We start from the raw sequence: 18,658 nt of genomic DNA, 5'->3' as shown, positions 1-18,658 counted from the left end.
CCGATTCGTGAGAGGCGGTTCCAGATCAGCCCGTGGCCGGGTCGCTGGACTGTGCGGGGTCGCTGGACTGTGCGGGGATGCGGGACAGTTCGGGGACGCGGGGGTGCGAGAGCGGACGAGGCGATGCGGAACGCGGGCGGGCCGTGAGCCGCGGGCCGTTCAGAAGTCCGTGGGGAGGTGGGTCTCCAGCTTGGCCAGGGTGGGCGTGCCGCCGGCCCAGGACAGCACCGGGACGTTCTGGAAGAGATTGTTCTTGTCGTCGGCCTTCAGGGAGCCGCACACGCCGTCGTACGCGGTGGTCCGCAGCTCGTCGGCGATCTTGCCGCCGTCGGTGGAACCGGCCTTCTCGATGGCGTTCTTGAGCAGGTACACCGCGTCGAAGTTGCCCGGCACCAGATAGTCCGCGGGCGTCCTGCCGTACGCCTTGGTGTAGTCGGCGACGAACCGCTCGGACGCCTTCGTGCCGAGCACGATCGCGCCGCAGTTGGAGACGTTGAGGACGCGCTCGGTGGCCAGGGACTTGGGCAGCAGCCCGTTGACGATCGCCGAACCGACGGTGAAGGTCATGATCGGCACGTCGACGTTGTTCTGGGCGGCCTGCTTGACGATCAGCGCGTCGGTGGTGGCGTATCCCCACTCCCAGATCGCACCGGCCTTGCGGGCGGCCAGTACCGGCTCGGTCAGATCGGTGACCGACGGCGGGACCGACCGCTGGGTCGTCTTGACGCCCTTGCTCCGCGCGTTGTCGACGACCTTCTCCGCGCCCTCGGTCGGGGCGGCGTCCTCGGTGTGCACCATCAGGATCGACTTCACGCCGAGTTCGTCGATCAGATAGTTGTTGGCGGCCTCGGCGTACTGCGTCGTCGTCGGGCCCAGCCGGAACGCCCGGTCGTACTTGAGGTTCTTGGCGGAGGTCAGTGAACCCAGAGTGCCGTGGATGACCGGGATGCCCGCGCCCTTGATGGTGAGGATGGACGCCTTGAGGCCGGAGGAGACGCCGTAGCCGATCAGGGCGACGGGGTGGTACTTGATGGCGAGGCTGGTGGCCCGGCGCGCGCCCTCGGGGGTGATGTCGGTGTCGAAGGTCTTGAACTCGACCTTGCGGCCCTCGATGCCGCCGTTCGCGTTGATCTGGCTGATCGCCAGCTTCAGGGCGTCCGTCGACCCCTTGACGGCGTTGGGCCCGCTGAGGATGCCCAGATACGCGATCCGGATCGGGCCGTTGGAGCCGGAGGAGACGCTGCCTCCGCCGGGCGCGCAGGCGACGGCGGACAGGCCGAGCAGTGCGGCGACGGCGGACCGGCCCAGTGAGTTCTTCATGAGGACTCCTTCGGCGTCAGTCGATGGACGTCAGGAACTGAACCTGCGGGGGATTGCCCGTGACGTCCATGGACTCGGTCATGTCGAGCTTCCCCGTCGTGGTGGCCTCGCCGAGCAGGGCCGCCGCGCCGGCCGGATCGATGCCTTCACCGAGTTCGTAGACGGCCAGGCAGCGGGCGTCGTCGTCGGCGAGCGCCAGCCGGTACCTGCGAACCCCGGTCACCGGTAGCAGCGCGCGGACCTGAGGGATGTGCACCTCGTCGTACCAGCGCTGGAAAACGTCCTCGGAACCCGGCCGCGGACTGGACCAGGCGAGCATCACGGTGCGGGACATCAGAACCTCCGCGATAGTTCGATATGTATCAACGGGTAGTTAAGGGCTGGATCGACGCCACGTCAAGGGTTCGCGCGCAGGGACACTTTCCGGCCACCGCCCGTGGCCCGCGCCTTGCTCCCGTGCCCGTCCCATCCGTCACTCCAGGGACTCGACGAAGCCCCGAAGCTGCCTGATGGACCCGCACTCCACGACGCGCTCGCAGGACGGCGCGTACGCGCCGATCACCGAATCCCCGCTGTCCCAGGCCGCCTTGGGCTCGGGATTCAGCCAGTACACATGCCCCGCGCGCGCGGCCACCGCGGCCAGCGCCTCGGCGCGCGGCTCGTGATAGTTCGATCGCGCGTCGCCCAGAATCAGTACCGTGCTGCGGTTGCTCAGCTGCCCGGCGACCGTGTCGCGGAATGCCTCGAGCGCGTGCCCGTAGTCCGACCTGCCGTCCAGCCAGACCCCGCTCGCCCTGGTGTTGATCTCCCGGGTCGCCGCCGCGATGTCCTGGGCGGCGGCGAACACGTCGGTCACCTCGTCCACGCCGTCGACGAACACGAAGGACCGTACCGCCGCGAATTCGGTCCGCAGCGCGTACGCCAGTTGCAGCGTGAAAGTGGCGAAGGCCGCGACAGAACCCGAGATGTCGGCCAGGACGACCAGTTGCGGCTTGGCCGGGCGGCGCGGCCGGAACACCGGGTCCACCGCGACGCCGCCGGTCGACATCGAGCCCCGGATCGTCCGGCGGAAGTCCAGCACCCCGCGCGACCGCCGCCGGCGTTTGGACTGGAGCCGCGCCGCGAGCTTGCGAGCCAGGGGCTGCACCACCACCCGCAACGTCGCCGCGTCACGCTGCGACGCCTGGAGGAACCGCATGTCGTCCGGCAGCGGCTCGCGCAGCGTCGCCGCCACCGCGTCGGCGCCCCGGTCGGCCACCAGCCGGCGTCGGATCTCGGCCTCGGCCTCGCGCTGCACCCGCTGCACGCCTTCCTCGGCCCGCTCGTGCGACAGCCGCCTGTCGAGCGCCCCGGTCGGCCCGTCGCGCATCGCCTCGGAATCGGCGCCGTTCAGTGCGACGAGCAGCGCGTCGGTGCCGATCGCCCGCATCGTACGGAGCTGGTAGAGCGTGCCCGCGACCGGCCGTCCCGGCTCGAAACCGGCGTGCCGTACGACGAATTGGCGGACGATCAGCCGCAGCAGGACACCGTCCGTACGCCGCACGGCCGAGACCAGCGCCGCCCGCAGCGCCTCGTCGTCCAGCGAGCCGAGCGCGTCCGATTCGCCGCCGGACGCACCGTCTGACCCCGCGCCGTGCGGGCCGGCCGACTCCGGCCGGTCGGAGAAGTACACGTCGAAGACCAGGTCGAAGGTCGCGTCGTGTGCGAAGTCCTTGATCAGCGCGGTCCGCAGGGCGGCGCGCACCGCCTCGCGGTCGAGCAGGTCGACCTCCGCGAGGGTGCGGGCCGCGTCCACGTGCTCCGACATCGCGACCGCGATGCCGGTCGCCCGCAGTTCGCGGACCAGTCCTTCCAGCACGTTCAGCATCGGCCGTACCTCCCCCTTCGGACATTTCCCTGGACTTCCCCCTGGCCCGGCGGGACTTCGGGACGTAGCCTCGCGCCGTGTCCACATCGCGCGTACTGCTGGTCCACGGCCTCGGTTCGACCTTCGAGCAGAACTGGCAGCGGCCGGGCTGGACCGACGTCCTCGAAGCCGACGGCCTGACGCCGCTGCCTGTCCGGCTGCCCGGACACGGCGGTTCCCCGCTCGACCACACCGGCGCCGACGCGGTGCTGTCCGCGGCCGGGGCCGAGCCCGCAGGTGTGGCGGCCGTGGGCTTCTCGGCCGGGGCGCTGGCCGTCCTGTCCGCGGCCGTCGCCGCCCCCGGCCGCTTCTCCCGGATCGTCCTGCTCGGCATCGGCGACCATGTGCTGACGCCCGCGCCCGACGCGGTCGCGCCGCTGGTCGCCGCGCTGCGCGGACCGGGCGAGCCCGCGGATGTGCGCGGCCGTACCTTCTGGCGGCTGATCGGACACAGTGGCAACGACCGCGGGAAGGTCGCCTCCTTCCTGGAGTCGGCGCCGCTCGGCGTGGACCGCGCGCGGTTGCGTGACGTACGGTGCCCGGTCCTGGTGGTCGTCGGCGAGCGCGACGAGGCGATGCCCGCCGACGCCCTGGTCGCGGCGCTGCCCGACGCGCGGCTGGTGACCCTGCCGAGCGTCGATCACTTCGCGACCGTCTCCGCGCTGGGTGCCTTCGAGGCCGTGACGCATTTCCTCACCGCCTAGGCGGGGCGGCGGTCGAGTTCGGCGGTGACCAGCTCGATGTCGGTGAGGTTCTTGAGCAGCACATTGAGCCCGCTCAGCACGACATCGGCGTCCACGTCGTCGACGCCCAGCTCCACCAGGGTCCTTGCCCAGTCCAGGGTCTCGGAGACGGACGGCCTCTTGCGCAGTTCGAGCTGCCGCAGCGAGCGCACCACCTCGGCGACCTGCCGGGCCACGGCGTCCGCGATGCCGGGCACATGGGACCGTACGATCTCCCGCTCGCGCTCGGCGCTCGGATAGCCGATGTGCAGGAACAGGCACCGGCGCTTGAGCGCCTCCGACAGCTCACGGCTGTTGTTGGAAGTGAGGAAGACCCGCGGGTGGGTGCGGGCCCTGACCGTGCCGAGTTCGGGGATCGAGATCTGGTACTCGGACAGGACCTCGAGCAGCAGCGCCTCCGTCTCCACGTCCAGCCGGTCGACCTCGTCGATCAGCAGGACCACCCGTTCCTCGCTGCGGATCGCGGCCAGCAGCGGGCGCTCCAGCAGGAAGCGCTCACCGAAGATGTCCTCCTCCAGGGCGTCCCAGTCAGCCCCGCCGGTGCCGCCGCTCGCACCCCCGCCCGCCTGGATCCGCAGCAACTGCTTGCGGTAGTCCCACTCGTACAGGGCCTTCGACTCGTCCAGGCCCTCGTAGCACTGGAGCCGGATCAGCCGGGCGCCGTCGGCCTGGGCCACAGCCTTGGCGAGCGCCGTCTTGCCGGTGCCCGCCGGACCCTCGATGAGGAGGGGCTTGTCGATCCGGTCGGCGAGGTGGACGGCGCTGACCGTACGGGCGTTCGGCAGGTACCCGGCGCCGCGCAGCGCGGCATCGAGCAGCGCGGGCGCGGCCGTTGGGGATGAGGCGTCCTCGGGGATGTCCATGCCGTGGTCCCTTCGATCGATACTTTTCGGTTTCTAAAACTATTTTCCTCCGAACCTCGGGGTCAAGCGCCCCTGAAGAGGGTTGACGACACCTTTTCGCCGATATACTTTCATGAGCATCGAATGACTCGGCCCGAGGAGGCCCTGGGCCGGAGCCCGTTGAGGAGTTCCATGCCGAAGATCGTCGCGCTCGTGAAACACACCCCGGATCTGGCGAGTGACCGGGCGTACGCCGATGACCTGACCGTCGACCGCGAGGGAACGGAGAGCCACCTCTCCGAACTCGACGAGTACACCGCCGAACAGGCGATCGTCCTGTCCGAGACTCTGCCCGACACCGAGATCACCTATCTGACCGTCGGCCCCGACGGAGCCGACGACTCCTTGCGCAAGGCGCTCGCCATGGGCGGCGACCGGGGGATCCACGTCCTGGACGACGGCCTGCACGGCTCGGACGCCGCGGCCACCGCCCGTACGCTCGTCGCCGCGCTGGCCCGGCTCGACTACGACCTCGTGCTGTGCGGCATGTCCTCCACGGACGGTGCGATGGGCGTACTGCCCGCGATGCTCGCCGAGCATCTCGGACTGCCGCAGATGACCTACGCCAACAGCCTGACCTGCGACGGCGGCACCGTCCGCGGCGTCCGCGAGACGGACCTGGGCACCGAGGAACTGGTCTGCGCGCTGCCCGCCGTGGTCAGCGTCACCGACCGCACGGGCGAGGCCCGTTACCCCTCCTTCAAGGGGATCATGGCCGCCAAGAAGAAGCCGGTCGAGACCTGGTCGCTGGACGACCTCGGCCTGGCCGCCGACTCCGTCGGCGCCGCCGGGTCGCGCACCGCGGTGCGCACGGCGACCCGGCGCCCCCCGCGGCAGGGCGGCGAGCAGATCAAGGACGAAGGCGACGGCGGCGCCGTGCTCGCCGACTACCTCGTCCGCCACAAGTTCATCTGAGGAGCACCGATGCCCGCCGTACTCGTCCTGACCGAAGGCCGGACCGCGAGTCTGCCGAAGTCCGCCGCAGAACTGATCACCCTCGCCCGCCGGATCGGCGACCCCTGGGTCGTCTCCTTCGGCGACCTGGCACCCGAGGAGTACGCCCGTTTCGGTGCCACCCGGGTCACGGTCGTCGACGACCGGGAGGCCGCCGACCACCCGGTGGTCCCCAAGGTGGACACGGTCGCCGCCCTGCTGGCCGAGCAGGCGCAGCCGCCTGCGGCGGTCCTCACCGCCGGTTCGACCGAGATGCGTGAGGTCGCCGCCCGCCTCGCGGTCAGGACCGGCTCGGGTGTCATCACCGACGCCGTCGACGTCCGGCCGGACGAGGACGGCCGGGTGGTCGCCACCCAGTCCGTCTTCGCGGCCGGCTTCCTGGTCACCTGCGATGTCACCGCCGGAATCCCGCTCATCGTGGTCAAGGCCAACGCCGTCGCGCCCGAGGAGGCGCCCGCCGTGCCCGAGGTCGAACGGCGCACCGCCGTCGTCAGCGACCTGGCTCGCGCCGTGCGCGTCACCGCCCGCACCCCGCGCGAGGCGTCCGGTCGTCCCGAACTGACCGACGCCTCCGTCGTGGTGAGCGGCGGACGCGGCCTCGGCGGCCCCGACGTCTTCGCCGTCGTCGAGCGGTTGGCCGACCAGCTCGGCGGCGCGGTCGGCGCCTCACGCGCCGCCGTCGACGCGGGCTGGTACCCCCACACCTACCAGGTGGGACAGACCGGCAGCACCGTGTCCCCCGAGCTGTATTTGGCCCTCGGCATCTCCGGCGCGATCCAGCACCGGGCCGGCATGCAGACCTCCAAGACCATCGTCGCGGTCAACAAGGACCCCGACGCGCCCATCTTCGACCTCGCCGACTTCGGCATCGTCGGCGACCTCCACGAGGTCGTGCCCGCCCTGTCCGACGACATCGAGCGCCGTCGCGCTTGACCCCGACCGTCCCGGAGAATCCCCATGGATGTGGATCTGACGGCCGATCAACGGCTGTTCCGTTCGACCACCCGCGACTACCTGGAGAAAACCGCGCCGCTCAGCCGCGTACGGGAACTGGGCGAGGCGTCGGTCGGCTTCGACCGCGACTGGTGGCGACAGGGCGCCGAACTCGGCTGGACGGCGATGCTGGTACCCGAGGACCTCGGCGGTGGCAGCGTCTCCGGTTCGCCGACGGCCGACCTCGCCATCGTCGCCGAGGAGGCGGGACGCGCCTGCGCGCCCGGCCCGCTCATCACCACCAGCGCCGTACTGACCGGCCTGGTCCGGGCCGGTGCGGCGTTCGCCGACCCGGTCGGGCGGATCGTCGCCGGTGAGAGCGTCGCCGCCTGGGCGGTGTACGAACCCGGCCACGGCTGGGACCCGGCGCCGCCCGGCACCCGCGCGGAGTCCGACGGCGACGGCTATCTGCTGACCGGCGTGAAGGACCGGGTCGAGTCCGCGGACCAGGCCGACCTGTTCCTGGTCACGGCGCGGGGGCCGGACGGCCCGCTCCAGGTGCTCGTCCCGGCCGACGCCCCCGGCGTCACCGTGACCCCCGCCTGGACCCTGGATCTGGTCCGCCGGACCGCTCAGATCACCTTCGACCACGTACGGGTGGCCGCCGACGCCGTCGTCCAGCGCGGCACGGCCGCCGCCGACGCGGTGGAGGCACAGCTCGCGGTCGCTGCCGTGCTCGCCGCCGCCGAGATGACCGGAGCCGTCGAGCGCACCTTCGACTTCACCGTCCAGTGGATGTTCGACCGCTACAGCTTCGGCCGCCCGCTCGCCTCCTACCAGGCGCTCAAGCACCGGATGGCCGACAACAAGACCTGGATCGAGGCGTGCCACGCGACCACGTCCGGCGCGGCCCGCGCGGTCGACGACGACCCCGCGCGCGCCGCGGAGGCCGTCAGCGTCGCCAAGTCGTACGTCGGCGCGAAGGCCCCGGTCATCATCCAGGACTGCGTCCAACTGCACGGCGGAATCGGCGTGACCTGGGAGCACGACCTCCACCTCTACCTGCGGCGGGTGACCTTCGACCGGGCCCTGTACGGGACGCCCGAGGAACACCGGCGCCGCATCACCGACCTGTTGGAGAGGAGAGCCGCATGAGCGCCGGTACGAGCGCGGGCCCCGGGGCCGCGAGCCCGCTGGACCTGGAACCCGTCGACAGCTTCCGCGACCGCGCCCGCCGATGGCTGAAGGACAACCTCCCGCCGGCGCCCGCCGCCCACCCCGGGGGGGACGACGACGCCCTGTGGGCGCGAGCCCGCGTCCTGCAGAAACTGCTCTACGAGGGCGGCTTCGCGGGCATCTGCTTCCCCAAGGAGTACGGCGGTCTCGGCCTGACCCCCGCGCACCAGCGGGCCTTCACCGAGGAGTCGGCCGGCTACGAGATGCCGCTGGTGCTCAATGTGCCCACCTTCTCGATCTGCGCACCCACCATCCTCGACATGGGCAGCGAGGCCCAGAAGCGGCAGCACCTCCCGGCGGTGATCCGCGGCGACGAGGTACTGGTGCAGTTCCTGTCCGAGCCCAAGGGCGGCTCCGACCTCGCGGGACTGATCACCAAGGCCGACCGCGACGGCGACGAGTGGATCCTCAACGGCTCGAAGATCTGGAGCTCCGGCGCCTACGCGGCCGACTACGCGCTCTGCCTGGCCAGGACCGACTGGGACGCGCCCAAGCACCGCGGCCTGACGATGTTCCTGATGCCCGTGCACGCCAAGGGCGTCACGATCAACCGGATCAAGCAGGTCAACGGTTCGACGGAATTCTGCGAGGAGTTCTTCGACGACGTCGTGCTGCCGGCCGACGCCGTCGTCGGCGAGGTCAACGGCGGCTGGTCGACCGCCTCCCGCCAGCTCTTCCACGAACGCAACGCGGTCGGCGGCGGATCCCCGTACGTCAGCGGCGCCGGGCCCAGGATGGGCGGGTCGCCGGCCGACTTCCTCGACCTCGCGCGCAGGACCGGCCAGCTCGACGACCCGCGGGTCCGCGAACAGATCGGCGAGGCGCGGGCCATGAAGGTCGTGCAGGAACAGCTCATCGGCCGGATCACCCACGCGATCGGCACAGGCGAGATGGAGGCGCCCGCCGGATCGATCATCCGGCTCTTCCACGCCGAGACCGACTGGCTCGAGTCGGACATCGGCGTGCGGATCGCCGGGGCCACCGGCGTGACCGGCGGCCCGGACGGCGAACAGGGCCTCGGCTCCTTCGGCCAGCACTCGCTCTTCCGCCAGGGCGCCAGCCTCGGCGGCGGAAGCACCGAGATGTCCCGCAACATCATCAGCGAACGCCTGCTGAAGATGCCGCGCGAATTCGCCGCGGACCGGGACGTGCCCTTCAACCAGGTCAAGCAGGGCCGCGGACAGGGGGGCGCGTGAACCCGTTCGAACTCAGACGGCAGGACTACTCCCTCGACGCGGACCAGACGGCGGTACGCGACGCCTTCGCCGGGTTCTTCACCAAGGAGTGCCCCACCGGCGTCGTCCGCGCCGCGGAACCCCTCGGTCACGACCCCGCGCTGTGGACCAGACTCGCCGCGATGGGCGCGACCTCGATGGCGCTGCCCGAGTCGGCGGGCGGCGACGGCGCGGGCATCGTCGAACTGGGCCTGGTCGCCGAGGAGATGGGCCGTACGCTCGCGCCGGTGCCGCTGATCGAGCACGTGGTCGCCGCCCGGCTGCTCGCGGCGACGGGCGCCCCCGAGGCCCGAGAGCTGATCGCGGGCGCCGTCGACGGAAGCCGCCTGCTGGCCCTGACGCTCGGGCCGGTCACCGGCCCGCGCCTGGTGTCCAGCGCGGCGGTCGCCGACACGGTCGTCGCGGTCGTCGCGGACCAGCTGGTCGTCCTGACCGCGCGTGAACCCCGCCCGCACGTCCCCAACCAGGGCGCCCTGCCGTACGCCTGGGTCGACCCGGCCGATACGGCGACGCAGACCCGTACGGTGATCCCCACCTCCGCGGGGCCCGCGCTGCTCGACCGCGCCGCCCGGGAACTGAAGACGCTCACCGCCGCCGCGCTGATCGGGCTCACCGAAGGGGCGCTCGCGCTCGCCCTGGACTTCGTCAGGACCCGGCGCACCATGGGCGTCGTCATCGCGACCCTGCAAGGCGTCTCCTTCCCGCTCGCCGACGTGGCGATCGGCATCGCGGGCGGTCGCAACCTCCACCGCCGCGCCGCATGGTTCCTCGACCACGAGCCCGACGCGGAGACCGGGCTCCAGGCCGCCGCGTTCGCCTACGCCGCCCAGGTCGCCACCCACGGCGCGACCACCGCGCAGCACGCCCAGGGCGGACTCGGCTTCACCGTCGAGGCCGACGCCAGCTTGTACTTCCTGCGCGCCAAGGGCTGGGCGCTCAGCGGCGGCGACCTGCAGAGCGACATCCGGACGGTCGGTGAGCTGCGGCTCGGCGCCGCCCCGGCGGGACCGAACTGACCGAGCCCGAACCGACGCGAACACGGGGGAGAAAGGAGGGACCGTGGACTTCAGCACCATCGAACTCGACGACGCGCACCGCGCCCTGCGACAGGAGGCGAGGGCCTTCGTGCGGGAGCAGTTCACCGAGGAGGTGTACGAGCAGGAGCACAGGACCGGGGACGGCTTCAACGAGAAGGTCCACCTCGCCATGGGGGAGCGCGGCTGGATCCTGCCGACCTGGCCGGTCGAGCGCGGCGGCGCGGGCCTCGACGCGCTCGGCGCCCGCGTCCTGGAGCTGGAACTGGCCAGGGCCCATGTGCCCTGGGTGACCCTCGGCACCACGCGGCTGGTGCTCTCCGCGGTGGAGCGGCACGCCTCGGACGCCATCCGCGACGACGTCATCGCCGAGGTGGCCGCCGGCCGGGTGCGCTTCTGCCTGGGCTACACCGAGCCCGACGGCGGCTCCGACATCGCCGCCGCCAAGACCCGCGCGGTACGGGACGGCGCGGAGTGGACGGTCAACGGTTCGAAGATCTTCACGACCGGCGCGCACAACTGCCAGTACACGTTCCTGATCACGCGCAGCGACCCGGAACTGCCCAAGCACAAAGGGCTCACGATGTTCCTGATGCCGCTGGACCGGCCGGGAGTCGAGATCCAGGGCATCTGGGCCTTCAGCGGTGAGCGCACCAACATCGTCTACTACGACAACGTCCGGCTCTCCGACGACTACCGACTCGGTGACGTCAACGACGGCTGGGCCGTACTGCGCGGACCGCTGGACGAGGAGCACAGCCTCGGGGACGGAGAAGGCGCGGGCCTCGACGACCCCTCGATCGGCGTGCAGTTCGTCCGCGAGCTGCACCTGGCGCTGGACTGCGCCGCGGACTGGGCCGACACACCGGGCCCCGACGGCTCCCGCCCGGCCGACGACCCCACCGTCCGCTACCGGCTGGGCAAGGTCGCCGTCGAACTGGAGGCCGCGCTCGCCACCCCCGGAGCGTTCGGCCGGGTCAAGTGCGCAGAGACCATCGTCGCCGGCGCGGCGGAACTGCTCGACCTGCTCGGCCCGGTCGGACTGCTCTCCCGAGGCTCCACCGGCGCGGTCGGCGACGGCCAGATCGACTTCGCCCACCGCTACGCGCAGGGCACCGCGACCTACGGCGGCACCGTCGAGGTCTTCCGCACCATCATCGCCCAGCACGAACTCGGCCTGCCCCGCGCCGTCTACCCCGGCAGCCGGGTGTTCTCCACTCGTTCCTGAAAGGTGAGGCACACCATGTCCATCGGACGCCTGTTCCACATCATCCACATGACGGGAGACCTCCCGTCCCTTGAGGCCTGGTACGACGACGTGTTCAGCGTGCGGCGCGGATTCCTGGACCACAACTACATGGAGGGCGAGATCCGGGACGCCTCCCTGGTGCTGCTCGGGGACACCGTGATCGAGCCGCTGGCCCCGGCGTTCCGGGTCGACGGCTGGGACGCCATGCCGATCGGCCGCTTCTACAACCGGTTCGGCAACCACTGGCACTCCATCGCCTGGTACACCGACGACGCCGGCGAGATCTGGCAGAGCTGCACCGACGCCGGAGTGCGGGTCTACATCGAGGGCGGCCGGCTCACCGACACCAGGCCCAGCCCGTCGTCGGCCATCATGACGCATCCCAAGGACACGATCACCCAGCTCGAATTCATGCAGCCCGGTGAATTCGGCGAGAAGAACGACCCCCGCCTCCAGCCCGACTGGGACCCGAACTGGTGGATCGACAACCACCCGATCGCGACCCCGGGCCTGGCCTACACCACCGTGCTGACCCGCGATCGCGAGCGCGCGGAGAAGGTCTACGCGGACGTCCTCGGCGGCACGCTGCTGCACAAGGGATCGTCGGCCCTGACCGGTACGGACGACACCTACGTCCTGCTCGGCGACACCGTCGTGCAGTTGTCCACGCCCAACGCCGACGGCACCCTCGCGGCCGAGGACATGGCGGCGAACAAGGAGATCCACCACGCCGCGGCATTCCGGGTCCAGGACCTGGACGCCACCGAGGAGTACCTGAAGTCCAAGGGCGTCAAGACTCTCGCGCGCGACGACGACACGCTGCTCTCCGACCCCGCCACCACGCACGGAGTGCCCTTCCGGTGGACGACATGGGATGTTCCGGGCGGGCCGCGCGACACCGCCTGACGCCTTTGCGTGCGCCGGTCCTGCCCCCGGCGCGCCGCAGAGCGCATGGCGATACGGCCTCCGCCCCGAACCGGGCGGAGGCCGTATCGCCATGCGCTGGGGGCGGCCGGGAGGTCCGGCCGCCGCGGTCAGGCCAGCAGCAGTGTGGCGCGGCCGGGCGCGAGCTTGTTGCCGTCCTGGTCCTCGGTCCAGACGTCCACGTCGATCTCACGGCCGTCGTCGACGTGCCGGACCGCGGTGACCGTGCCCTTCGCGGTGACCACCATCCCCTTGGTGTTGGGGGAGCGGAACTGGCAGGACAGCCGCACGACGCGCGCCGCGGGAATCCATTCCCGCAGCACGTTGTGCAGGTACGCCCATTGCAGATTGCCCATCCCGAACGCCGTGGGATATCCGGCTTCTCTGCCCGCCTCGTCGTCCATGTGGATGGGCACGAACTCGTCGTTGACCGCCGCGTAGCGGTTCCAGTTGGCGAAGCCCGTGGTCCTGGTGAACGGCGGGATCGCCTGGCCCACGGTGATGTCGTAGTCGCTCATGGGGTGTTCCTCGCCCTCGGCTCAGTAGCGGATCAGCGTGGTGCGACCGCGGCGGACCACGGCGCCGTCCTGGTTGGTCCACACGTCCTCCAGGACGGTGAAGAGCATCAGGCCCAGACGGCCGGGGCGTTCGCGGTACTCCACGACGCTGGAGGCCGAGGAGATGACGTCGCCGGGCCTGATCGGCTCGCCGTACTCGACCTCGAGGCCGCCGTTGAGCTGGAATTTCAGGCCGGGGCCCGCGATGCCGAGCAACCGCTCGGTGTTGTCCGGGTCGTTGGGCTCACCGCCGGAGTCGTCGCGCGGCCCCGCCGTCGTCATCCAGGCGAAGGGGTTGAAGTCCTCGGGTGCCACGATGCCGCCGTGCGCGCCCGCGCGGGCGGCCTCCTCGTCCCAGAAGACGGCCGGCGGCGGATCGGGGAAGTAGACGGCGATCGCCCACTTGCGGATGTCGGAGGCGGCGACCGGGAAGCTCGTGGCGCGCCGGTACTCCTGGCCGATCGCCGCCCGCATCGGAGCGGAGATGTTGCTGTCTGTCATACCTGCTCCTATCGGTCCGCCGTCCGGCCGTCGCTTCGACAGGGGCCGAACAACGAGGTGTCGAGGAGTCGCTGAGGAGTCATTGACGGCCGAGAAGGCCATCCCTAGACTATCTTATATGTTTAACACTGTCGAATAATCCGTGAGGCTCTCCGGTATCGTCACAACATGAGTGAGGTCCCTCTATGACCGTTCGGAATCAGGGCGAGGCGCTGAGCCGCCTGTTGAAGCCCCGCACGATCGCGGTGGTCGGGCTGAGCGACAACTCGCCGTTCCTCGACTACATATCGCCCAGCCTCAACAGCGACGCCGAGATCTTCTTCGTCAACCCCAAGTACGACACCGTGCTGGGGCACAAGACCTACGGCCGTATCCAGGACGTCGGACGGCCGCTGGACGCCGTCCTGTGCGTGATGTCCGCCGAGCGCACCGTCCAACTGGCCGAGGACTGCGCCGACCTCGACTGCGGCGGACTGGTGCTGATCGCCGGCGGATTCGCGGAGACCGGCGCCGAGGGAGCCGCCCTCCAGCGCAGGCTCATCGCCGCCGCCGAGCGCGGCGGCATGGCGGTCATCGGTCCCAACGGACTCGGATACATCAACGTCCCGCACAAGGTCAGCCTCACCATCGCCAGCGACCACAAGCGGCGCCCCGGCGGCATCTCCGTGGTCTCGCAGAGCGGCGCGATGCTCAGCGGCGTCGGCATGGCCGCCTGGGACCGCCCCGGCACCGGCCTGAACGTGCTGATCTCGGCGGGCAACGAAGCCGTCACCGACCTCGCGGACTACGTCGACTACTTCGTGGACGACCCGGAGACGGCCGCGATCGGCCTTGTCATCGAACAGGTCCGCCGCCCCGCGGCGTTCTTCGCCGCGGTCCGCCGCGCCGTCGAGGCGGGCAAGCCGGTGGCCGCGCTCAAACTGGCCCGCAACTCCCGCTCCCAGGCGATGGCCGCCTCCCACACCAACGCCCTGACCGGCGACGCCTGGGTCTACGACGTCGCCTTCGCGCAGGCGGGCATCGCCATGGCGCACGACCCGGAGGAACTGGTCGACCGGCTCTCGCTGTTCACCCAGCTCGACGCGGCCCGCTGGACCGGCGTGGAGAACCTCGGCGTCATCACCATGACCGGCGGCTTCGCCTCGCTCTCCTTCGACATCGCCTCCGCCGAGGGCCTGGAGATCCCGACCCTGGAGTCGATGAGGCCCTGGGTCCAGGAGAACCTCCCCGGCGTCACCGTCCCCAACCCGCTGGACACCACCGGGCTCGGCGGCCAGTTCTGGCCGCAGATCGTGGACAGCTACGCCAATTCCCCCGAGCTGGACGCCCTGCTCTACATCCACCCGCTCGCCGACGAGGACGACTCGCCCCGCACCCGCGAACTGGTCGAGGAGTTCGTCAAGGCCGCCCGGGCCGTGCGCAAACCCTTCGTCATCGCCAACTGCTCCGGCGCGCTCGGCGAATTCGTCGCCCTCAGGACCCGCGGCACCGGCGCCGTCGCCCTCGGGCACGGCCTGCGCTCGACGCTGCGCGGACTGGCCGCCCTCGGCGGCTTCTCCCGTCACCGGGCCCGTACCGCGCGGGACACGGCCCCCGTACGGCCCGCGCCGCGGCCGGCCGCGACCCCGGTGGACACCGCGGAGGGAGCCATGCTGCCCTTCGGCGCCACCATGGAACTGCTCGCCGCGTACGGCATCCCCACCGCGCCCTACCTGCTGGTGGCGGGCGACGAACCGGTCGCCGTACCGGACTTCGAGGGTCCCTACGTGGTGAAGCTCGCCGACGTGGGCCACCGTACCGAGCACGGCGCCGTCCGGCTGAAGGTCACCGACGACACGCTCGCCGAGGCGGTCCAGGAGATGCGGGCCATCGCCGCCAGGGACGGGCTGCCGCCGCTGGTGGCCGTCCAGCCGATGGTGGACGTGCGCGGCGAGACGATCGTCGGCGTCCAGGGCGCGAGCGAGCTGGGACCGCTGGTGGTGTTCGGCATCGGCGGCGTGCTGGTGGAGGTCATCCGGCGGGTCGGCGGACGGATGGCGCCGCTGACACCGGCCGACGCGCAGAGCCTGATCGCGGAGTTCGAGGACCTCGGCCTCATGCACGGATTCCGCGGCGGCGAAGCCTGGGACCTGGCCGCGCTGGCCGACATCCTGGTCAACGCCGGGCGACTGGCGGCCGAGGGCGCCGACTGGATCGGTTCCCTCGACATCAACCCGATGGTCTACGGAGCGCAGGGTTTCGTCGCGGTCGACGCGCTCTGTCTGCTGCGGCCGTAGGGACGACGGCAGGGCGGACCGCACCGCCCTGCCGGCCCCTGCACGACGAAGGCCCGCCGGACCGGCGGGCCTTCGTCGTGCTTCGAGCCGGGCGGGAAGGCTCAGTGCGTCGCCCGCCAGGCGTCCGGCACGCCCGGCGGCCGGTGCACCCGCCCCAGCCGCTCCAGGTGCCGCAGGTGCGCGTAGGTCTCGCTGAGCGCGGTCTGCCGCATCAGGCCGTGGGCGTTCTCCCAGCCGCGCGACCAGGAGATCGTCTCCGCGACCCGCCAGGTGCTGCACCCCGGCTCGGCCCGCACCGCGGCCTCCATCTCCGCCAGCCGCCGCCGATGGTGGCCGAGCATCTGGTCCACCCGGTCAGGGAGACCGCCGAAGCGGTACTCGTGCGCGGGCAGCACCTCGTCGACCCGCAACTGGCCGGTCTCGGCGAGCGAGAGCAGATACGTGCCGATCGCGTCGTCCTCCAGGCCGGGGGCACGCGACACATTGGGCGTGATCCGCGGCAGGACGTGATCGCCCGACAGCAGCACCCGGTCGTCCTCCAGCAGGAAGCACAGATGGCCCTCGGTGTGCCCCGGAGTCCACACCGCCCGCAGGTCCGGCCGCCCCGGCAGCGGCCGGGCGCCGTCGGACACCTCGAAGTCGGGCTGGACCAGCGAGTCCTGCATCCGCCCCATGGGACGCAGTGCGTCCCGCAGCCGCGCGCTCTCCCGCGGCGGGGCGCCGCGCAGACCGAGCCAGTCGGCCTGGCCGCGCCCCGTACCGCCCAGCGCCGCGATCCGGGTCAGCACCCGGGCCTCCGCCGGGTGCATCCCGACCCGCGCGCCCGACGCCTCCTTGACCAGTGAGGTCAGCCCGTGGTGGTCACTGTGCGCGTGCGTGACCAGTACCGTGCGGACGTCCGCCATCCGGTGCCCGGTGGCCACGATCGCGTCCTGGAGCCCCTGCCATGCCTCGTCGGCGAGCCACCCGGTGTCCACCAGCGCGATGCCGCCGGTGGACAGCGCCACCGCGTACGAGATGACGTACCGCAGGGGGTTGGCGGGGATCGGCACCGGCATCGACCACAGGCCGGGCCGTACCTCCTCCACCGGCGGAAGGCGGCGTTCCCGCCAGGCGCGGTGCTGCTCCTGCCCGGCCGCCGACGGCGCGGCGACGGTGGTCACGGGAGTACGTGCCCGATCAGCTTGACGTCGAGGTATTCCTCGATGCCCTGGGCGCCGCCCTCCCGCCCGAGACCGCTCTCCCCGGTGCCCCCGAACGGCGCCGCGGCGGCGGTCGGATTGATGTCGTTGATCCCGACGATGCCGAACCGCAGGGCCTCGGACACGCGCACCGCACGGGCGAGGTCGGTGGTGTAGACGTACGAGGCGAGGCCGTAGACGGTGTCGTTGGCCATCTCGATCACCTCGGCCTCGTCGTCGAAGGGGATGATCGCGGCGATCGGCCCGAAGGTCTCCTCACGGTAGATCGCCATGTCCGAGGTGACGCCGGCGAGGACGGTCGGCGCGAAGAACAGGCCGCCGTCGTACGCTTCCCCGGTCAGCGGTTCGCCGCCGCAGAGCACCGAGGCGCCCTTGGCGAGCGCGTCGGCGACCTGGCGCCGCATCTTGTCCATCGCGGCGTCGTCGATCAGCGGGCCCACGGTGGAGGACTCGTCCAGCCCGGAACCGGGCTTGAGACGTCCGACCCGCTCGGTGAAGACCTTCGAGAACTGTTCGAGGGCCGACCGCTGCACATAGATGCGGTTGGGGCAGATGCACGCCTGGCCGGTGTTGAGGTACTTCACCAGTGCGGCGCCCTTGGCCGCGTGATCGGCGTCCGCGTCGTCGAAGACGATGAACGGCGCGTGCCCGCCCAACTCCATGGAGACGTGCTTCATCGTCGCCGCGGCGCGGCTCGCGAGCATCTTGCCGACCTCGGTGGAGCCGGTGAAGGTCAGCTTGCGGACGTCGGGGGAGTCCAGCAGGGCGTCGCCGACCTCGGCCGGGCGGCTGGTGGAGACCAGGTTGACCACACCGGGCGGGAAGCCCGCCGCGTCGAGGATCTCGAAGACGGCCGCGGCGCACAACGGCGTCTGCTCCGCGGGCTTCAGCACGATGGTGCAACCCGCCGCCACGGCCGGGGCGACCTTGCGGGTGATCATCGAGATCGGGTAGTTCCACGGGGTGATGCCGGCGACCACGCCGACCGGCTGACGCAGTACGGTCAGCCGCTGCTTGGCCCGTGGGGACGGGATCGTGCTCCCGTAGACGCGCTTGGCCTCCTCGGCGAACCAGATGAGGAAGTCGGCCCCGTACCGGACTTCGTTGCGCGCGGCCTTGAGCGGCTTGCCCTGCTCCAGGCTCATCAGCCGGGCGAGGTCCTCGGCGCGCTCCAGCATCAGGGCGTGGGCCCGCAGCAGCGCCTCCGCCCGCACATAGGCCGACTGCGTGCTCCAAGCGGGGAACGCGGTGGCCGCCGCCTGGATGGCCCGGTTGGTCTCCGCGGCGCCCGCGTCCGCTGCCTGGCCGATGACCTGTCCGTTGCTGGGGTCGGTCACATCGAAGCCGGCCGCGTCGTCCGCCCCGGTCCAGCAGCCGTTGATGTACAGGGTTGCGCCGTCACGTGCGCTCATGCCTCGCCACCTCACGACAGATTGATAGTTCTGGAACTAGAAAACCATACTGCAATAACGGTCGAATTATCGACCCCTTCGGCGTGAGAGGCAGCTCACGGGCGTCCGGGTCCGCGCGGGGCGGAGACGGACGGACACAACGACGGCAGGGGGGGGGGGGGGGGGGGGGGGGGGGGGGGGCGGGGGGGCGGGGGGGGGGGGGGGGGGGTGGGGGGGGCCGCCGACCTCGAGCGGACGAGACTCTGCCCGGGGGCGACCCCCCGCCCCCCCACAC

At 71.4% G+C, this 18,658-nt stretch carries 17 protein-coding genes; 9 read left to right on the top strand and 8 right to left on the bottom strand.

Annotation, left to right across the window (positions count from 1 at the left end):
- Positions 1–159: 159 nt before the first annotated feature.
- The 3 genes from ACZ4EF_RS36225 to ACZ4EF_RS36215 all read right to left on the bottom strand — a co-directional run bounded on the left by ACZ4EF_RS36225 (position 160) and on the right by ACZ4EF_RS36215 (position 3,187).
- On the bottom strand, positions 160–1,320 hold the full coding sequence (locus tag ACZ4EF_RS36225; protein ID WP_467508443.1) for an ABC transporter substrate-binding protein: 1,161 nt from the start codon (positions 1,318–1,320) through the stop codon (positions 160–162).
- A gap of 16 nt (positions 1,321–1,336) precedes the next feature.
- Positions 1,337–1,654 carry an EthD domain-containing protein gene (locus ACZ4EF_RS36220; RefSeq protein WP_467350179.1) on the bottom strand — a complete coding sequence of 106 codons (318 nt, stop codon included), beginning with the start codon at positions 1,652–1,654 and terminating at the stop codon, positions 1,337–1,339.
- A 138-nt stretch (positions 1,655–1,792) separates the two neighbouring features.
- Positions 1,793–3,187 carry a VWA domain-containing protein gene (locus ACZ4EF_RS36215; RefSeq protein WP_467508441.1) on the bottom strand — a complete coding sequence of 465 codons (1,395 nt, stop codon included), beginning with the start codon at positions 3,185–3,187 and terminating at the stop codon, positions 1,793–1,795.
- Between the two features lie 77 nt (positions 3,188–3,264).
- Here ACZ4EF_RS36215 and ACZ4EF_RS36210 point away from each other — a divergent pair, with 77 nt between their 5' ends.
- Positions 3,265–3,930 (top strand): alpha/beta fold hydrolase, encoded by a 666-nt coding sequence (locus ACZ4EF_RS36210; RefSeq protein WP_467508440.1) that lies wholly within the window; start codon positions 3,265–3,267, stop codon positions 3,928–3,930.
- On the opposite strand, the gene ACZ4EF_RS36205 is transcribed toward ACZ4EF_RS36210, so the two are convergent.
- Positions 3,927–4,832 carry an AAA family ATPase gene (locus ACZ4EF_RS36205; RefSeq protein WP_467350173.1) on the bottom strand — a complete coding sequence of 302 codons (906 nt, stop codon included), beginning with the start codon at positions 4,830–4,832 and terminating at the stop codon, positions 3,927–3,929. The two genes, ACZ4EF_RS36210 and ACZ4EF_RS36205, sit on opposite strands and share 4 nt — an antisense overlap.
- 171 nt (positions 4,833–5,003) lie before the next feature.
- Here ACZ4EF_RS36205 and ACZ4EF_RS36200 point away from each other — a divergent pair, with 171 nt between their 5' ends.
- Genes ACZ4EF_RS36200 through ACZ4EF_RS36170 form a run of 7 tightly spaced genes read left to right on the top strand, consistent with a single transcriptional unit; the run spans position 5,004 to position 12,418 of the window.
- Positions 5,004–5,786 (top strand): electron transfer flavoprotein subunit beta/FixA family protein, encoded by a 783-nt coding sequence (locus tag ACZ4EF_RS36200; RefSeq protein WP_467508437.1) that lies wholly within the window; start codon positions 5,004–5,006, stop codon positions 5,784–5,786.
- A gap of 9 nt (positions 5,787–5,795) precedes the next feature.
- Positions 5,796–6,758: an electron transfer flavoprotein subunit alpha/FixB family protein gene (locus ACZ4EF_RS36195; protein WP_467508435.1), complete on the top strand. Its 963-nt coding sequence runs from the start codon at positions 5,796–5,798 to the stop codon at positions 6,756–6,758.
- 24 nt (positions 6,759–6,782) lie between these two features.
- Entirely contained in the window at positions 6,783–7,913 is a 1,131-nt protein-coding gene (locus ACZ4EF_RS36190) for an acyl-CoA dehydrogenase family protein (protein WP_467350168.1), read from the top strand.
- Positions 7,910–9,190 carry an acyl-CoA dehydrogenase family protein gene (locus ACZ4EF_RS36185; RefSeq protein ID WP_467350166.1) on the top strand — a complete coding sequence of 427 codons (1,281 nt, stop codon included), beginning with the start codon at positions 7,910–7,912 and terminating at the stop codon, positions 9,188–9,190. The genes ACZ4EF_RS36190 and ACZ4EF_RS36185 overlap by 4 nt, the downstream gene beginning before the upstream one ends.
- Positions 9,187–10,245, top strand: a complete 1,059-nt coding sequence (locus ACZ4EF_RS36180; RefSeq protein ID WP_467508433.1) for an acyl-CoA dehydrogenase family protein — start codon at positions 9,187–9,189, stop codon at positions 10,243–10,245. Before ACZ4EF_RS36185 ends, ACZ4EF_RS36180 begins: the two co-directional genes overlap by 4 nt.
- 43 nt (positions 10,246–10,288) lie before the next feature.
- Entirely contained in the window at positions 10,289–11,491 is a 1,203-nt protein-coding gene (locus ACZ4EF_RS36175; RefSeq protein ID WP_467508431.1) for an acyl-CoA dehydrogenase family protein, read from the top strand.
- A gap of 15 nt (positions 11,492–11,506) precedes the next feature.
- Positions 11,507–12,418: a VOC family protein gene (locus tag ACZ4EF_RS36170; protein ID WP_467350160.1), complete on the top strand. Its 912-nt coding sequence runs from the start codon at positions 11,507–11,509 to the stop codon at positions 12,416–12,418.
- 128 nt (positions 12,419–12,546) lie between these two features.
- Here ACZ4EF_RS36170 and ACZ4EF_RS36165 read toward each other — a convergent pair whose 3' ends face one another.
- Positions 12,547–12,954 (bottom strand): MaoC/PaaZ C-terminal domain-containing protein, encoded by a 408-nt coding sequence (locus ACZ4EF_RS36165; protein WP_467508429.1) that lies wholly within the window; start codon positions 12,952–12,954, stop codon positions 12,547–12,549.
- 21 nt (positions 12,955–12,975) lie between these two features.
- Positions 12,976–13,494 carry an FAS1-like dehydratase domain-containing protein gene (locus ACZ4EF_RS36160; protein ID WP_467350156.1) on the bottom strand — a complete coding sequence of 173 codons (519 nt, stop codon included), beginning with the start codon at positions 13,492–13,494 and terminating at the stop codon, positions 12,976–12,978.
- A gap of 185 nt (positions 13,495–13,679) precedes the next feature.
- On the opposite strand from ACZ4EF_RS36160, the gene ACZ4EF_RS36155 reads away from it, so the two are divergent.
- Positions 13,680–15,770 (top strand): acetate--CoA ligase family protein, encoded by a 2,091-nt coding sequence (locus ACZ4EF_RS36155; protein WP_467508427.1) that lies wholly within the window; start codon positions 13,680–13,682, stop codon positions 15,768–15,770.
- A 101-nt stretch (positions 15,771–15,871) separates the two neighbouring features.
- Here ACZ4EF_RS36155 and ACZ4EF_RS36150 read toward each other — a convergent pair whose 3' ends face one another.
- Together ACZ4EF_RS36150 and ACZ4EF_RS36145 are read right to left on the bottom strand one after the other, a co-directional pair.
- Positions 15,872–16,933, bottom strand: coding sequence for an MBL fold metallo-hydrolase (locus tag ACZ4EF_RS36150; RefSeq protein WP_467508425.1), 1,062 nt, complete (start codon positions 16,931–16,933; stop codon positions 15,872–15,874).
- On the bottom strand, positions 16,930–18,384 hold the full coding sequence (locus ACZ4EF_RS36145) for an NAD-dependent succinate-semialdehyde dehydrogenase (protein WP_467350150.1): 1,455 nt from the start codon (positions 18,382–18,384) through the stop codon (positions 16,930–16,932). Before ACZ4EF_RS36145 ends, ACZ4EF_RS36150 begins: the two co-directional genes overlap by 4 nt.
- Positions 18,385–18,658 lie beyond the last annotated feature (274 nt).

This window comes from Streptomyces sp. NPDC025721 (assembly GCF_055558595.1).
Note: the sequence above shows the minus strand (reverse complement) of the source record. Positions and strands in the feature narration are given on the sequence as shown.

What these genes read in the sequence shown, in the direction of transcription:
- ACZ4EF_RS36225 (WP_467508443.1), bottom strand. Translation starts at nt 1,320, where the DNA reads ATGAAGAACTCACTGGGCCGGTCCGCCGTCGCCGCACTGCTCGGCCTG.
- ACZ4EF_RS36220 (WP_467350179.1), bottom strand. Translation starts at nt 1,654, where the DNA reads ATGTCCCGCACCGTGATGCTCGCCTGGTCCAGTCCGCGGCCGGGTTCC.
- ACZ4EF_RS36215 (WP_467508441.1), bottom strand. Translation starts at nt 3,187, where the DNA reads ATGCTGAACGTGCTGGAAGGACTGGTCCGCGAACTGCGGGCGACCGGC.
- ACZ4EF_RS36205 (WP_467350173.1), bottom strand. Translation starts at nt 4,832, where the DNA reads ATGGACATCCCCGAGGACGCCTCATCCCCAACGGCCGCGCCCGCGCTG.
- ACZ4EF_RS36200 (WP_467508437.1), top strand. Translation starts at nt 5,004, where the DNA reads ATGCCGAAGATCGTCGCGCTCGTGAAACACACCCCGGATCTGGCGAGT.
- ACZ4EF_RS36195 (WP_467508435.1), top strand. Translation starts at nt 5,796, where the DNA reads ATGCCCGCCGTACTCGTCCTGACCGAAGGCCGGACCGCGAGTCTGCCG.
- ACZ4EF_RS36190 (WP_467350168.1), top strand. Translation starts at nt 6,783, where the DNA reads ATGGATGTGGATCTGACGGCCGATCAACGGCTGTTCCGTTCGACCACC.
- ACZ4EF_RS36185 (WP_467350166.1), top strand. Translation starts at nt 7,910, where the DNA reads ATGAGCGCCGGTACGAGCGCGGGCCCCGGGGCCGCGAGCCCGCTGGAC.
- ACZ4EF_RS36170 (WP_467350160.1), top strand. Translation starts at nt 11,507, where the DNA reads ATGTCCATCGGACGCCTGTTCCACATCATCCACATGACGGGAGACCTC.
- ACZ4EF_RS36165 (WP_467508429.1), bottom strand. Translation starts at nt 12,954, where the DNA reads ATGAGCGACTACGACATCACCGTGGGCCAGGCGATCCCGCCGTTCACC.
- ACZ4EF_RS36160 (WP_467350156.1), bottom strand. Translation starts at nt 13,494, where the DNA reads ATGACAGACAGCAACATCTCCGCTCCGATGCGGGCGGCGATCGGCCAG.
- ACZ4EF_RS36155 (WP_467508427.1), top strand. Translation starts at nt 13,680, where the DNA reads ATGACCGTTCGGAATCAGGGCGAGGCGCTGAGCCGCCTGTTGAAGCCC.
- ACZ4EF_RS36145 (WP_467350150.1), bottom strand. Translation starts at nt 18,384, where the DNA reads ATGAGCGCACGTGACGGCGCAACCCTGTACATCAACGGCTGCTGGACC.